This is a genomic window from Bradyrhizobium iriomotense (assembly GCF_030160715.1).
Taxonomy (GTDB): domain Bacteria; phylum Pseudomonadota; class Alphaproteobacteria; order Rhizobiales; family Xanthobacteraceae; genus Bradyrhizobium; species Bradyrhizobium iriomotense.
On the sequence record NZ_BSOW01000005.1, the window covers coordinates 64,032 to 78,679 of the forward strand.

A 14,648-nucleotide genomic window follows, 5' to 3' on the forward strand; every position below is an offset into this window, starting at 1 on the left:
CATCCGCCTCAACCGGCCTGCTTCACGCGCATGTACCACTCGACAAGCCGGCGAACCTGACGCTCGGTGTAGCCGCGCTCCACCATGCGTGCGACAAACTCGCCGTGCTTCTTTTCGGTCTCGCCGTCCTTCTTCGACCCGAACGAGATTACCGGAAGCAGGTCCTCGACCTGAGAGAATATCCGCTTTTCGATCACGTCGCGAATCTTCTCGTAAGAGGTCCAGTTCGGATTCTTGCCACTGTTCTGAGCCCTGGCCCGTAACGAGAATTTGACCACCTCGTTCCGGAAGTCCTTCGGGTTGGCAATGCCGGCCGGCTTCTCGATCTTGGTCAGCTCCTGGTTCAACAACTCGCGATCAAGCAACTGGCCCGTATCCGGGTCCTTGAAGTCCTGATCCTCGATCCACGCATCTGCATAGTCTACGTAGCGATCGAAAAGGTTCTGGCCATAGTCCGTGTAGGATTCGAGATAAGCCTTCTGGATCTCGTTACCGATGAATTCGGCGTAGCGCGGGGCGAGTTCCGCCTTGATGAATTCGAGGTAGCGCTTCTCGGTTTCCTCGGGCAGCTGCTCGCGGCGGATCGACTGTTCCAGCGCGTACATCAGGTGCACGGCGTCGGCGGCGACTTCCTGCGGATCGTGGTTGAAGGTCGCAGCCAGGATCTTGAAGGCGAAGCGGGTGGAGACGCCATCCATGCCCTCGTCGACGCCGGCGGCATCGCGGTATTCCTGGACGCTGCGCGCCTTCGGATCGGACTCCTTCAGGCTCTCGCCGTCATACACCCGCATCTTGCCGAACAGGGTAGAGTTCTCGTGCCTGCGCAGGCGCGACATCACCGAGAAACGTGCCATCGTCTCCAGCGTCGACGGCGCGCACGGCGCAGATGCGAGCTCGGAGCCCTGGATCAGCTTCTCGTAGATCTTCTGCTCTTCTGTGACCCGCAGCACGTACGGCACCTTGATCACGCAGATGCGGTCGATGAAGGCTTCGTTGTTCTTGTTGGACTTGAAGCTCGCCCACTCGGCCTCGTTCGAGTGCGCGAGGATGATGCCGGTGAACGGGATCGCGCCGATATTCTCGGTGCCGATGTAGTTGCCCTCCTGCGTCGCGGTGAGCAGCGGGTGCAGCATCTTGATGGGCGCCTTGAACATCTCGACGAATTCGAGGATGCCCTGGTTGGCGCGGTTGAGACCACCGGAATAGCTGTACGCATCGGGGTCGTTCTGCGCGTAGGTCTCGAGCTTGCGGATGTCGACCTTGCCGACCAGCGAGGAGATGTCCTGGTTGTTCTCGTCACCGGGCTCGGTCTTGGCGATCGCGATCTGGCGCAGCCGCGAAGGCTGGATTTTCGCGACTCTGAACTGAGAAATGTCGCCGCCAAAGGCCTCGAGCCGCTTGTAGCACCACGGGCTCATCAGGCCGGTGAGACGCCGGCGCGGAATGCCGTACTTCTCTTCCAGCATCGGACCGAGCTGATCGGGATCGAACAGGCTGAGCGGGCTCTCGAACACGGGCGAGAGTTCGTCGCCGGCCTTGAGTACGTAGATCGGCTGCACCTCCATCAGCGACTTCAGCCGCTCGGCGAGCGAGGATTTGCCGCCACCGACCGGGCCGAGCAGATAAAGGATCTGCTTGCGTTCTTCGAGGCCTTGCGCGGCGTGACGGAAGAAACCAACGATGCGTTCGATCGTTTCCTCCATGCCGTAGAAGCCGGCGAAGGCTGGATAGGTGCGGATCGTACGGTTCAAAAAAATACGGCCAAGGCGTGGGTCCTTGGCCGTGTCAATCGTCTGGGGTTCACCGATCGCAGCTAGTAGTCGCTCGGCTGAATTCGCGTATTTCATGGGATCGCTTCGACACGATTCCAGATATTCCGCCATCGACATGTCGTGCTGGCTTCTCGCCTCGAACGACCGAGCGAAAGCGTTGAACAAAGAATCGTTGTACATGATCCCTCTCCGCGTGATTTCCGCTTACTCAAGCTGAAACGAAAGCAGTTACCGGACCGTTCCGTTGCGCCCGTTTCGAATCAGCATGAGCACATGACGATCATTGGACACCCGGGCGCCATCTCGGCGCAACGCACAACGTAGGCACCGGGTGAGTTACGAACAGGCACCTGCCTGTTATTTATGCGAATCTATACCCGTATTCGCTAATTTCCAGCAAATGTCGCCCTGCCGCAACATCCGGGCGTTACCGGGGATGAGTCCATCCGCAGCGCAGCATAGCGGCCCGCCGGCGGCGAACTTATGACGCTTTGACGGCGAAGCTTTGAGCGTCGTGATGGCTATTCTGTTGCAATGCGGTGCGCCGTTCGCTCGCATCGTGACAAGCCTGGCAGGCTTGCAGCAACGTCGCGAAGTCCGTCGCCAGCCCGGCCGGATCGATAACGATGACATCCGCATCACTCTGCGGCGAGACCGCGCGCCTGCTCCTGACGCAGCGAAGTTGCCGGCGCAGCGCCGGCGTCGGCGTCAGCACAACGGTTTTGCATCCACGGCTTTCGCGCACCGAAACATCTTCGATCGAGTCCCAGAGCAGGAATTCATTGCCGTTACGCAGATCACGGATGCCGTAGCGACTGACGATGACGACCGGTCCCCGCTCGGCCGGCAACATCCAGATCAACCGGCAGGTGACGAGCCCGAACAGCAGGACACCCGCGCAGCCCGCCGCCCGCTCGTAGGCGCCGAGTCCACCCCACAGCTCGAAGGCAAGCGCGGCGCTGAGAAGGGTCATGCCAAACCCCAGGGCAATCAGTCGTCCGAGGCGGGGAAAGCTATGGCCGATCTCGAGATCGTCGGACGCATCGAGGTCGGCAGGAAAGGCCGATCGACACGGCGTGACCGCAATCGCAAGGCCGTCAGAATCTGCGTGCATGCTTATCCCCCAGCATGGCAGTTCATGAATGAACTAACGCAACCCGCCGTACGGGCAAATGCTTGAGCCCGCGAGAGAACACTCCGTTCAGCGATGGCTGACGCTACGCCACAGACTCTGGCCGAGAAGCTTGCTCCGGCCGAGAAGCTTGCGGCGAACGACTTTCACGCAACGGGACAACCGATCGGCTGGATCGCTATGATCTCACCAGAGTTATGCCGGGAGTATGACGCACATACCCTTGATTGGTTCCCTCCCAAGGCCGTGTTAACACACCATAGCGCGTCAGGACCGGCGCTGGAACCCCTCGCCCGCCACCGGCTCGGAGAAAAGAGAGACCATGAATCCCGTCAAAGAACTGGAAAAGCACGGACAGGCCGTCTGGCTCGACTTCCTGGCCCGCGGCTTCATCGCTAAGGGCGACCTGAAGCAGCTGATCGAGACCGATGGCGTCAAGGGCGTCACCTCCAACCCGTCGATCTTCGAAAAGGCGATCGGCAGCTCGGACGAATATGACGCCCCGATCGGCAAGGCGCTGAAGCGCGGCGACCGTCCGGTCGCCGACCTCTTCGAGCAACTCGCGGTCGAAGACATCCAGAATGCCGCCGACGTGCTGCGTCCGGTCTATAACCGCCTGGAGGGCCAGGACGGCTTCGTCAGCCTGGAGGTGTCGCCCTATCTGGCGATGGATACCAAGGGGACGGTCGCGGAAGCCCGGCGGCTCTGGAAGGATGTCAATCGCAAAAACTTGATGGTCAAGGTGCCGGCAACGCCGGAGGGCCTGCCGGCCATCGAGCAGCTCATCGGCGACGGCATCAGCGTCAACATCACCCTGTTGTTCTCCAAGGAGGTCTATCTGGAGGTCGCCGAGGCCTATCTTGCGGGCCTTGAGAAATACGTGGCGGGCGGCGGCGATCCGTCGCATGTCGCAAGTGTCGCAAGCTTCTTCGTCAGCCGTATCGACACCGTGGTCGACAAGCAGCTCGACGACAAGATCGCCCGGGCCAACGACCCCAGCGAAAAGGAGCGCCTGGCGGCGCTCAAGGGCAAGGTCGCGATCGCGAATGCAAAGCTCGCCTACCAGGACTACAAGCGCCTGTTTTCCGGGCCACGCTGGGACAAGCTCGCCGCCAAGGGCGCCAAGCCGCAGCGGATGCTGTGGGCCTCCACCGGCACCAAGAACAAGGACTATCGCGACGTCCTCTATGTCGAGGAGTTGATCGGCCCGAACACCATCAACACCGTGCCGCCGGCGACGCTGGATGCGTTCCGCGACCATGGCAAGCTGCGCGACAGCCTGGAGGAAAATGTCGAGGAGGCCGCGCGCGTGCTGGAGGAGCTCGAGCGCTCCGGCATCTCCCTTGACGAGATCACAGCGGAGCTCGTCAAGGACGGCGTGAAGCTGTTTGCCGACGCCGCCGACAAGCTCTATGGCGCAGTCGCCTCCAAGCGCGCCACCGTGCTCGGGGCCGCGATCGACCGCCAGCAGCTTGCGCTCGGTGACGGGCTCGGCAAGGCCGTGACCAAGAGCACCGAAGAGTGGCGGGCCTCGGCAAAAATCCGCAGGCTCTGGCGGCACGACAAATCGGTCTGGACCGGTGCGGATGAGAACAAGTGGCTCGGCTGGCTCGACTGCGCGGCGAAGGCCGACATCGCCGACTATGCGGACTACGCAGGCCGCGTGAAGGGCCAAAAATTCTCCGACGCCGTCGTGCTCGGCATGGGCGGATCGAGCCTGGGACCTGAAGTGCTCGCCGAGACCTTCGCACGCAAGGCGGGCTTCCCGAAGCTGCACGTGCTCGACTCCACCGACCCAACGCAGGTGCGGGCGATGGAGGCCAAGATCGACATCGCCAATACCGTGTTCATCGTGTCCAGCAAGTCCGGCGGCACGACCGAACCGAACGCGATGAAGGATTATTTCTACGACCGTGTCGCGCAAGCGGTCGGCTCCTCCGTCAAGACCGGCCATCGCTTCATCGCGGTCACCGACCCCGGCTCGTCGCTGGAGAAGGCCGCCAAGACGCTGAACTATGCCCGCATCTTCCACGGCGAGCCCTCGATCGGCGGGCGCTATTCGGTCCTGTCCCCCTTTGGCCTCGTGCCGGCCGCGACCGCCGGCATCGATGTCGGAAGCTTCATCAAGCATACGCTCGCCATGGTGCGCTCCTGTGGGCCGGACGTGCCGCCGCATGAAAATCCCGGCGTGCAGCTCGGCCTTGCCATGGGGCTCGCCGGCCTCGAGGGTCGCGACAAGGTGACGATCTTCTCGTCGAAGAAGATCGCCGATTTCGGCGCCTGGGCCGAGCAGCTGATCGCGGAATCGACCGGCAAGGAGGGCAAGGGCCTGATCCCGATCGACGGCGAACCGCTCGGAGATCCCCACATTTACGGCAACGACCGCTTCTTCGTCGACATCCGCACCGAGAGCGAGCTCGACGCTGCTCACGAGGAAAAACTCGCCGCACTCGAGCGCGCGGGTCACCCCGTGGTGCGTATCGTCATGAAGTCGGTCGACCATCTCGGCCAGGAGTTCTTCCGCTTCGAGATGGCGACCGCGGTCGCGGGCTCCATCCTCGGCATCAACCCATTCGACCAGCCGGACGTGGAAGCAGCCAAGATCAAGACCCGCGAACTGACGGCCGCGTTCGAGAAGACCGGCGCACTGCCGCCAGAAGCGCCGGTCGTCAGCACCGCGGACGCCGACCTCTACACTGACGACGCCAACGCCGCGGCGCTCCGTGCCGCCGGCGCGAACGGCGACCTCACCTCGTGGCTAAGAGCGCATCTCGGCCGCTCCCGGCAAGGCGACTATGTCGCCCTGCTCGGCTACATCGCGCGCGACAAGACCACGATCGAGGCTTTGCAGGCGATGCGGACGGAGGTGCTCGAAAAGCGCCATGTCGCCACCGCAGCGGAATTCGGCCCGCGCTTCCTGCATTCGACCGGGCAGGCCTACAAGGGCGGGCCCGACTCCGGCGTGTTCCTGCAAATCACGACCGACGACGCCAAGGACCTTCCGGTGCCGGGCCAGAAGGCCAGCTTTGGCGTCATCAAGGCGGCGCAGGCGCGTGGCGACTTCGACGTGCTCACCGAGCGCGGACGACGCGCGCTCCGCGTGCATCTGAAAGGCGGGCTGAAGAAAGGCCTCGCCGCGCTGAACGCCGCGCTCTCGCAAGCGCTGAACTGAAAGAGGATACGTCAATGCAGCTCGGCATGATCGGCCTCGGCCGGATGGGCGGCAACATTGTCCGCCGGCTGGTGCGGAACGGCCATTCGGCCGTGGTCTACGACAAGGACGCCAAGGCCGTCGCCGGCCTCGCCGCCGACGGCGCGCAAGGCGCGAGTACGCTGGAGGAGTTCGTCGCAAAGCTCGACAAGCCGCGCGCCGCCTGGGTGATGCTGCCCGCCGGTCGCATCACCGAGACCACGATCGAGGCGCTTGCGAAGCTGATGGACGCCGGCGACGTCATCATCGACGGCGGCAACACGTTCTGGCAGGACGACGTCCGCCGCGGCAAGGCGCTGAAGGAGCGCGGCATCCACTATGTCGACGTCGGCACATCCGGCGGCGTCTGGGGGCTGGATCGCGGCTATTGCATGATGATCGGCGGCGACAAGGCCGTCGTCGACCGGCTCGATCCGATCTTCGGCACGCTTGCGCCCGGCGCAGGTGACATTCCGCGTACGCCGGGGCGTGAGGACCGCGATCCCCGCATCGAGCAGGGCTACATCCATGCCGGCCCGATCGGCGCGGGCCATTTCGTCAAGATGATCCACAACGGCATCGAGTACGGCCTGATGCAGGCTTATGCCGAGGGTTTTGACATCCTCAAGAACGCCAGCACCGAGGCGCTGCCGGCGGATCATCGTTTCGATTTCGATCTCGCCGACATTGCCGAGGTGTGGCGGCGCGGCAGCGTGATCCCGTCCTGGCTGCTCGACCTGACCTCGACCGCGCTCGCCGACAGCCCAGCGCTGTCGGAATATTCGGGGTTCGTGGAGGATTCCGGCGAAGGCCGATGGACCGTGAATGCGGCGATCGACGAGGCGGTGCCGGCCGAAGTGCTGACTGCGGCGCTGTTTGCCCGCTTCCGCTCGCGCAAGGAGCACACCTTCGCGGAGAAAATTCTCTCCGCCATGCGCGCCGGCTTCGGCGGGCACAAGGAGCCGAAGCAACCGGACGCGTCCAAGCCCAAAGCCTGAAGGCCAGTCATTCGTGACAAAAGATCCGCAGCCCCAACGCAAACCTGAGAATTGCGCCTTCGTCATCTTCGGCGTCACCGGCGATCTCACCCATCGCCTGGTGATCCCATCGCTCTACAATCTCGCCGCCGAGAACCTGTTGCCGGAGAAGTTCTGCGTCGTCGGCGTCGCCCGCAAGGGCATGTCGAATGACGATCTGCGCGATAGCCTATTGAAGGGGCTGCGAGAGCATGCCACCCGTCCAGTGGACGACGTCGTCGCCCAGCAGCTCCTGCAATGCGTGACCTTCGTCGAGGCCGACCCGAAGGATCCGCCGTCCTTCGACGCGCTGCACAAGCATCTCGACGCGCTCGAATGCTCGCGCGGCACCGGGGGCAACCGGCTGTTTTATCTCGCGACACCGCCGGCCGCGTTTGCGCCAACCGCGGGCGCGCTCGGCCGCACTGGGCTTTTGAAGGAAGACAACGGCGCCTGGCGGCGGCTTGTCGTGGAGAAGCCGTTCGGCACCGACCTCGCCTCGGCCAAGGCATTGAACGCGGAATTGTTGAAGATCGCCGAAGAACACCAGATCTACCGGATCGATCACTACCTCGGCAAGGAAACGGTGCAGAACATCTTGGTGCTGCGCTTTGCCAACGGTATGTTCGAGCCGATCTGGAATCGCAACCATATCGACCACATCCAGATCACCGTCGAGGAGCGCCTCGGTGTCGGTCATCGCGGCGGCTTCTACGATTCGACCGGCGCATTGCGCGACATGGTGCCGAACCATCTGTTCCAGCTCCTGTCGCTGGTCGCGATGGAGCCACCGACGCGTTTCGAGGCGCGCGCAGTGCGCAACGAGAAGGCCGAGGTGCTGGCAGCAATCCAACCGCAGAGCGAAGCCGACGCACTGAAGAACTCGGTCCGCGCGCAATATGTGGGAGGCCGCGTCGGCAGCGAGGAGCTTTCCGATTATCGCGGCACTGCGGAGGTCAATCCGGACAGCACCACCGAGACCTTTGTCGCGCTGAAGCTCGCCATCGACAATTGGCGCTGGGCCGGCGTCCCCTTCTATCTGCGCACTGGCAAGGCACTCGCCAGCAAGCGCACGGAAGTGGCGATCAAGTTCAAGCAGGCGCCGCTCGCGATGTTCAGCGGCACGCCGATCGACCGGCTGTCGCAGAATTTCCTGACCATCGGCATCGCCCCGACCGAAAGTATCGAGCTGCAGTTCAACGCCAAGATGCCTGGCCCCAGCGTCTCCATCGACGGTGTCGAGATGAAATTTCGCTACGGAGACTATTTCAAAGCGGAGCCCAGCACCGGCTATGAGACGCTGATCTACGACTGCATGATCGGCGACAACATCCTGTTTCAGCGCGCCGACGCCATCGAGGCGGGTTGGCAGGCGGTGCAGCCGCTCCTCGATGCCTGGAAGAAGGCGGGCAGCGGCGGCCTCGAGCTTTACCGCGCCGGAAGCGAAGGCCCACTCGGCGCCGACGAACTGCTCAGACGCGACGGGCGAAGCTGGCGGAAGTTCACCTGATGGCTGCGACCGACAAGCCCCGGCTGATCGTCGTCGCCGACGCCGCCGCGCTCGCGCGCACCGCTGCCGAGCGGGTCATGGCGCGAATCTCGACCAATCCCGGCCGCATCGCGATCTGCCTCACCGGCGGGTCGAGCCCGAAGCGGCTCTATCAGCTGCTCGGCACCGAGACTTACCGCAGCAAGATTCCCTGGCAGCGCGTGCACTGGTTCATCGGCGACGAGCGCTTCGTGCCGGAGGGTGATCCCCTCAACAACATGAACGTCGCCCGCGCGACCTTTCTCGACCGCGACGCACCGCCCACCAACATCCATCCGATTCCGACCACGGCCGGTGGGCCGGACGAGAGCGCGGCCGCTTATGCGCGGGAGCTGCAAACGTTCTATGGGGCCGACCGGCTTGACCCGTCAAAGCCGCTGTTCGACCTCGTGCTGATGGGCGCGGGTCCCGACGGCCACACCGCCTCGCTCTTTCCCGGCTACCCCGCGATCGAGGAGGCCGACCGCTGGGTGGTCGGCGTGCCCAAGGCCAATGTCGCGCCCTTCGTGCCGCGGGTGACCCTGACATTGCCGACGCTCGCCTCTTGCCGCGAAATGCTGTTTGAAATCGAGGGCGCCGGCAAGCGGCCGATCTTGACGCGCCTGCTCAATAGCGAGAATCTGCCCGCAACACGCGCGCGCTCGAACCGCGAGACCGTCTGGCTGGTCGACGAAGCCGCGCTTCCGGAGGGCTTTCGTGGCGGGCGCTGAACCACCCTGCGCATTGATCGTGATGGGCGTCTCGGGCTCGGGCAAGAGCACGGTCGCGGAGGCGCTCGGCAAGCGCCTCGGCTGGCGCTTCGAGGACGGCGACAGCTTTCATCCCGCGAGCAATGTCGCGAAAATGGCCGCCGGCCATCCGCTCACTGATGAGGACCGCTGGCCATGGCTCAATGCCATCGCCGACGAGGTCGAGCGGACCTGCAAGGCGGACGGTCACGTCATTATCGCCTGCTCGGCGCTGAAGCACGCCTATCGCGACGTGCTGCTGCGCGGCCGCGACGACGTTCGTTTCGTCTTCCTGAAAGGCACCCAGGAGCTGATCGCCGACCGGCTCGCCCATCGCAAGGGGCATTTCATGCCGCCGGAACTGCTCACAAGCCAGTTCAGGACGCTGGAGCCGCCCGACGCCGGCGAGCATGTCATCACCGTCTCGATCGATGAAACCATCGAGGCGATCGTGGATGGCGTCCTGCGACAGTTGAAATTCGGCGGCGAGAAGCACAAGGCCATGTCATGACGCCCATCTCACTCGTAGTTTCCGACGTCGATGGCACTTTGCTGACCAAGGACAAGACGCTGACCGACCGCGCCAAGGCCGCGGTGCAGCGACTGCACAAGGCTGGCATCGGCTTCACCATCACCTCGAGCCGCCCCGCCATCGGCATGCGCTTTCTGATCGAGCCGCTTTCGATCACACTGCCGGTCGGCCCGTTCAACGGCTCTTCGACGATCGATCCACAGATGAAGCCGGTCGAGCAGCACCTGATCCCACAGGCGGCGGCCGAGCGCTGCCTGCAGATCCTCCAGGAATTCGGCGCTGACATCTGGCTCTTTACCGCCGACAAATGGCTGATCGACAACCCCAAGGGCAGCTATGTCGCGCACGAGCAGCACACGATCCGCGCCGATCCGACGGTCGTGGCGGACTTCACGCCATATCTCGCGAGTGGTTGCAAGATCGTCGGCGCGAGCGCCGATGCGGCGGGGCTGGAGCGTTGCGAGAAGGCGATGCAGGAAGCCCTCGGCGGCGAGGCGACTGCGGTACGTTCGCAGACGTATTATCTCGACATCACGCCACCCGGCTTCAATAAGGGCACGTTCGTCCAGGACATGGCGCGGCGCCTCGGCATCTCGACGGACGCGATCGCCACGATCGGCGACATGCAGAACGACCTGGCAATGTTCCGCGTCAGCGGCCTCTCGTTCGCCATGGGCAATGCCTCCGACAGTGTCAAGCAGCAGGCGACCCATGTCACTGCGACCAATGAACAGGACGGCTTTGCCGAGGCGATGGAAATCATCCTGAAGCGGAACGGGATCGGTTGAACTCGCTACTGCGACCGTTGCACTGCCGGCTTCTCGCTTCGGGTCCTTGCGGCCGACAGATTGTGCGCGGTGTTGATCAGGGCGATGTGGGTCAGCGCCTGCGGGAAATTGCCGGTCTGGCGTTGCGCCACCGAGTCGTATTCCTCGGCCAGAAGCCCGACATCGTTGGCGATGCCGACCACGCGATCGAACAGCGCCTGCGCCTTGTCGAGGTCGCCGGCAAGCACATGAGCATCCGCAAGCCATAGGCTGCAGGCGAGGAACGCCCCCTCGATCGGCTGTGTCTCCTCGGACACTTCACGGGGGTCATGCCGCAGCACAAATCCGTCTCGCATCAGGTGCTGTTCGACCGCCGCGATGGTGCCGCGCACCCGCGCATCCTCTGCCGGAAGGAAGCCGACCGCCGGCAGCAGCAGCACGCTGGCGTCGAGAACCTTCGAGCCATAGGATTCGACGAAAGCGTTCGCCTCGGGATCGAAGCCTCGCCGACAGACGTCCCGGTGGATGGCGTCGCGCAAGGTGCGCCAGTGCAGCAGCGGCGCCTTGAAGCCGAAGGTCTCGGCGCTCTTGATGCCGCGGTCGAAGGCGACCCAGGTCATCACCTTCGAGAAGACATAGTGCCTGGCCTGGCCACGACGCTCCCAGATGCCATTGTCGGGATGATCCCAGACCTCGGCCAGGTGCTGGAGCACGGCGCATTCCAGCGCCCAGCTCTCGTCGTCGAGCTTCAGCTTCGCCATGCGCGACTGGTGGAACGCGTCGATCAGCTCGCCATAGACGTCGAGCTGCAATTGCGCGTGGGCGGCATTGCCGACGCGGACCGGCTTTGCCCCCTCATAGCCGTCGAGCCATTCGGCCTCCCATTCCAGCAGCCGCCGCTGGCCCCAGATGCCGTACATGATCTGCATGTTCGCCGGTGAACCGGCGGCCGCGCGCAACAGCCAATTGTGCCAGCTGGATGCCTCCTCGGTATAGCCGGAGTTCATCAGCGCCAGCAGCGTGAAGGTGGCATCGCGCAGCCAGCAGAAGCGGTAATCCCAGTTGCGCATCCCGCCGAGCTTTTCCGGCAGCGACGTGGTCGGTGCCGCGACGATGCCGCCGGTCGGGTCGAAGGTCAGTGCCTTCAGGGTGATCAGCGAGCGCATGATGAGATCGTGATACGCGCCGTCGCGTTTGGCGTGGCTGCACCAGTCCTTCCAGAAGGCTTCCGTCTCCGCGAATGCGCGCTCGGGGTCAATTGCCTCGGGCGGCGCGAGATGCGACGGGCCATAGGTGAGCACGAAGGGGATGGTCTCGCCCGCGGCGACCTCGAATTCCGCGATTGTGGTCAAGTCCTCGCCGCGAGTCTCGACGGGCGTGCGGAGCACCGTCATGTCCTGCCCGCAGATCGCGAGCACGGCGGAGCGATCCTCGCTCCGCCTGACCCAGGGGATATTGACGCCGAAGCCGAAGCGGATGATGAGCTCCATTTTCAGCTTGATGCAGCCTTTCAGGCCGCGCACCAGCCGCACGATGTCGGACGCCTTGCCGCGCGGCGGCATGAAGTCGATCACGGCGACACTGCCGCCTTCCGTCTCCAAGCGCGTCTCGAGGATCAGGGTGTCGTCGAGATAACGGCGGGAGCACGCCGTGAGGGCTTCGCTCGGCGCAATCTGCCAGCGCCCGTTCCTTCTGCTCCCGAGGATCGCGGCAAAGCAGGCGTCGGAATCGAAGGCCGGCCAGCACAGCCAGTCGATCGAGCCGTCGCGGCCGACGAGGGCCGCGGTCTCGCAATCGCCGATCAGCGCGTAGTCTTCGATCTTCTGTGACAATTCCGTGTGACCCACCTGAAATTGTCGTCGTGAACTCTAACGGTGCGACCGCTCCCGCGTTGCCGCCTTCAGCGCGCCGCGATCGATGCTCGACGCAATCTTGTCCAACGCGACCGGCAGCCGCTGGCGCCAGTTGGGGTGCTCGTCGATCGTGCCGGGAATATTGGGCTGGTCGACCACGCCCAGGAGATCCTCGAGCGAAACCGCGAGAAGGCGCGACGGCGTCCGGGACAGGAAGTCCAGCACCGAATAGAGATCGTTGGCCTGGATGGAGTTGAAGCGCAGGATCTCGTCGAGCATGCCGAGCGCGTGCCAGCGCGCCTCCTCGTTCTCGCCGGGATCGAGCCCGAGCGAGAGCTTCATCTTGAGATCGCTGAAGGAGCGCCAGCCAGCATAGGTACACAGATCATGCGTGTTCAACGTGACCAGCGCATTGGACCGGTAGTGATCGAGATTGCGGAAGCGCCCGGCGTCATCGCGCTCGAACATCATCACGAGATAGGACCAGATGCCCCAGTCCTGCATGGTCTCGCGAAAGCCTTCCGGCACGGTGCCGAGGTCCTCGCCGATCACGATGCACTTGTGAGCCGCGCTTTCGCGCGCGACCGCCGCCAGCAGTGCCTCGAACGGCATCTGCACATAGGCGCCGTTGTCCGGCTTGAACCCGCGCGGCACGAGGTAGAGCCGTTTCAGGCCCAGGACGTGATCGAGCCGGATCGCGCCGGCATGGCGCATCGAGGCAGCCAGCATGTCAGCGAACGGTACGAACGACTGCGCCTCCAGGCCGCCGGCATTGAAACCGGCGAGGCCCCAATCCTGGCCCACCGTGTTCAGCACATCGGGCGGCGCGCCGACCGCGAGATGGCGGGAGATCGCGCCCTGCTCGTTCCAGGCATCGAACCCGTCGGACTGCACGCCGACGGCGACGTCGAGATAGAGCCCGACCTTCATGCCGAGCCGGCCTGCGAGCTCCCGGGCCGCAGCCAACTGCCAATCGGCCGTCCATTGCACGAACTCGACGAACTCGACCTCGTCGTGATCGGGGCCAGCGCGCAGCTCCGCGCATTTCGTCTCGTCCGGCCGCTGCCACTCTGACGGCCATTCCCACCACGGTCGTCCAGTGAAACGATGGCGCAGCACCTCGAAACAGGCGAAGCGCGACAACAGCGACCCCCGTTCGAGACGGAAAGCATCGAATGCCTGTCGGCGCCCAAGGCCAGCCTTGGCCTTGAACGCATCGAATGCGGCGCGCAGGCCGCGCCATTTCAGCGGCCCCGCCTCGCGATATCGGACGCGATCGCCTTCGCGTAAGGATGCCGCGGTCGCGCGCGCATCCGGCAGCAGATCGGACGAAAATTCCGGAATCTTCTCGACGTCGATGTAGAGCGGATTGAGGAACAGCCGGCTGTTCGGCGAATAGGGGCTGCAGTCGGACGGGCGGTCGTCGAACAGCACGTGCAGCGGATTGAGGCCGACGCCATCGGCGCCGAGCTCTTGGGCAAGCGCAACGAGATCGGCGAGGTCCGTGAAATCCCCGATCCCCCAATTGCGCGCGGAGCGGACACTGTAGAGCTGGACCGCGAGCAGCCAACTGCGGTCGAAATCGCCGGTGAAGGCGCGCTCGGGCGCCACGATCAACGGCGCCTCTTCCGCTGCCCCGGACGCATCGACGAGCTTCAGCCGATGGTAGCCCGACGGCAGATTGTCGGGCCAAACGATGGCGCGCTCACGCGCCTCGCCCTGGGCGACCAGCACGGTGTCGTTGGTGACGGACCAACGCAGCGGGAGCTTGGCCGCCTCGGTGAGGTCGGTGTGCGGCTGCCGGCCGATACGGACCACGACAGCACCGCTGACGAAGCGGTAGGGGCGCTGCTCCGGCAGGGCATTGAGGATCGACGTCAGAGCATCGGGAGCTGTGACCCGCAGCTTGCCCAAGGCATCGACGAATTCGGACTGGACGCCCTTGGTTCTGGCTTTAGCTAAAAGATCCATTCGGCACGCAGTTTGCAGGCCGCCATCAGCCGGCGGCAACCATTTTCATGAGGCGGAGGAATAAGATAGTCAGGATTAACGCGCTGACTAAGGCGATCGTTCCTGGCTGGAACTAATGACACACAAGAGGCTTTCTAT

At 64.0% G+C, this 14,648-nt stretch carries 9 protein-coding genes and 1 pseudogene; 6 read left to right on the forward strand and 4 right to left on the reverse strand.

The window, feature by feature from the left end; genetic code table 11:
• Positions 1-8: 8 nt before the first annotated feature.
• Positions 9-1,952: a PrkA family serine protein kinase gene (locus QQL28_RS08900; protein ID WP_284263783.1), complete on the reverse strand. Its 1,944-nt coding sequence runs from the start codon at positions 1,950-1,952 to the stop codon at positions 9-11.
• Between the two features lie 301 nt (positions 1,953-2,253).
• Positions 2,254-2,886: an STM3941 family protein gene (locus QQL28_RS08905; RefSeq protein WP_284263785.1), complete on the reverse strand. Its 633-nt coding sequence runs from the start codon at positions 2,884-2,886 to the stop codon at positions 2,254-2,256.
• A gap of 340 nt (positions 2,887-3,226) precedes the next feature.
• Between QQL28_RS08905 and QQL28_RS08910 the strand changes: the two genes are divergently transcribed.
• From QQL28_RS08910 to QQL28_RS08935, 6 genes are read left to right on the forward strand one after another with little or no spacing between them, the layout of a single operon-like run.
• The gene (locus QQL28_RS08910) at positions 3,227-6,076 is read left to right on the forward strand and encodes a bifunctional transaldolase/phosoglucose isomerase (RefSeq protein ID WP_284263787.1); all 2,850 of its coding nucleotides are present in this window, start codon (positions 3,227-3,229) and stop codon (positions 6,074-6,076) included.
• A 14-nt stretch (positions 6,077-6,090) separates the two neighbouring features.
• A complete protein-coding gene (gene gnd, locus QQL28_RS08915) occupies positions 6,091-7,092 on the forward strand; it encodes a phosphogluconate dehydrogenase (NAD(+)-dependent, decarboxylating) (RefSeq protein WP_284263789.1) in 1,002 nt (333 codons plus the stop codon).
• 13 nt (positions 7,093-7,105) lie between these two features.
• A complete protein-coding gene (zwf, locus tag QQL28_RS08920) occupies positions 7,106-8,620 on the forward strand; it encodes a glucose-6-phosphate dehydrogenase (protein WP_284263792.1) in 1,515 nt (504 codons plus the stop codon).
• A complete protein-coding gene (pgl, locus tag QQL28_RS08925; protein WP_284263794.1) occupies positions 8,620-9,369 on the forward strand; it encodes a 6-phosphogluconolactonase in 750 nt (249 codons plus the stop codon). Before zwf ends, pgl begins: the two co-directional genes overlap by 1 nt.
• A complete protein-coding gene (locus tag QQL28_RS08930; protein ID WP_284263795.1) occupies positions 9,356-9,898 on the forward strand; it encodes a gluconokinase in 543 nt (180 codons plus the stop codon). The genes pgl and QQL28_RS08930 overlap by 14 nt, the downstream gene beginning before the upstream one ends.
• Positions 9,895-10,707 carry an HAD family hydrolase gene (locus tag QQL28_RS08935; protein WP_284263797.1) on the forward strand — a complete coding sequence of 271 codons (813 nt, stop codon included), beginning with the start codon at positions 9,895-9,897 and terminating at the stop codon, positions 10,705-10,707. Before QQL28_RS08930 ends, QQL28_RS08935 begins: the two co-directional genes overlap by 4 nt.
• A gap of 5 nt (positions 10,708-10,712) precedes the next feature.
• On the opposite strand, the pseudogene QQL28_RS08940 reads toward QQL28_RS08935, so the two are convergent.
• Positions 10,713-12,536 (reverse strand): annotated as a pseudogene (locus QQL28_RS08940) (glycoside hydrolase family 15 protein); the annotation flags it as partial.
• Between the two features lie 18 nt (positions 12,537-12,554).
• A complete protein-coding gene (gene malQ, locus QQL28_RS08945) occupies positions 12,555-14,510 on the reverse strand; it encodes a 4-alpha-glucanotransferase (protein WP_284263799.1) in 1,956 nt (651 codons plus the stop codon).
• Between the last annotated feature and the right edge of the window lie 138 nt (positions 14,511-14,648).

Coding starts and splice junctions, on each gene's coding strand:
- QQL28_RS08900 (WP_284263783.1), bottom strand. CDS start 1,952: ATGTACAACGATTCTTTGTTCAACGCTTTCGCTCGGTCGTTCGAGGCG.
- QQL28_RS08905 (WP_284263785.1), bottom strand. CDS start 2,886: ATGCACGCAGATTCTGACGGCCTTGCGATTGCGGTCACGCCGTGTCGA.
- QQL28_RS08910 (WP_284263787.1), top strand. CDS start 3,227: ATGAATCCCGTCAAAGAACTGGAAAAGCACGGACAGGCCGTCTGGCTC.
- gnd (WP_284263789.1), top strand. CDS start 6,091: ATGCAGCTCGGCATGATCGGCCTCGGCCGGATGGGCGGCAACATTGTC.
- pgl (WP_284263794.1), top strand. CDS start 8,620: ATGGCTGCGACCGACAAGCCCCGGCTGATCGTCGTCGCCGACGCCGCC.
- QQL28_RS08935 (WP_284263797.1), top strand. CDS start 9,895: ATGACGCCCATCTCACTCGTAGTTTCCGACGTCGATGGCACTTTGCTG.
- malQ (WP_284263799.1), bottom strand. CDS start 14,510: ATGGATCTTTTAGCTAAAGCCAGAACCAAGGGCGTCCAGTCCGAATTC.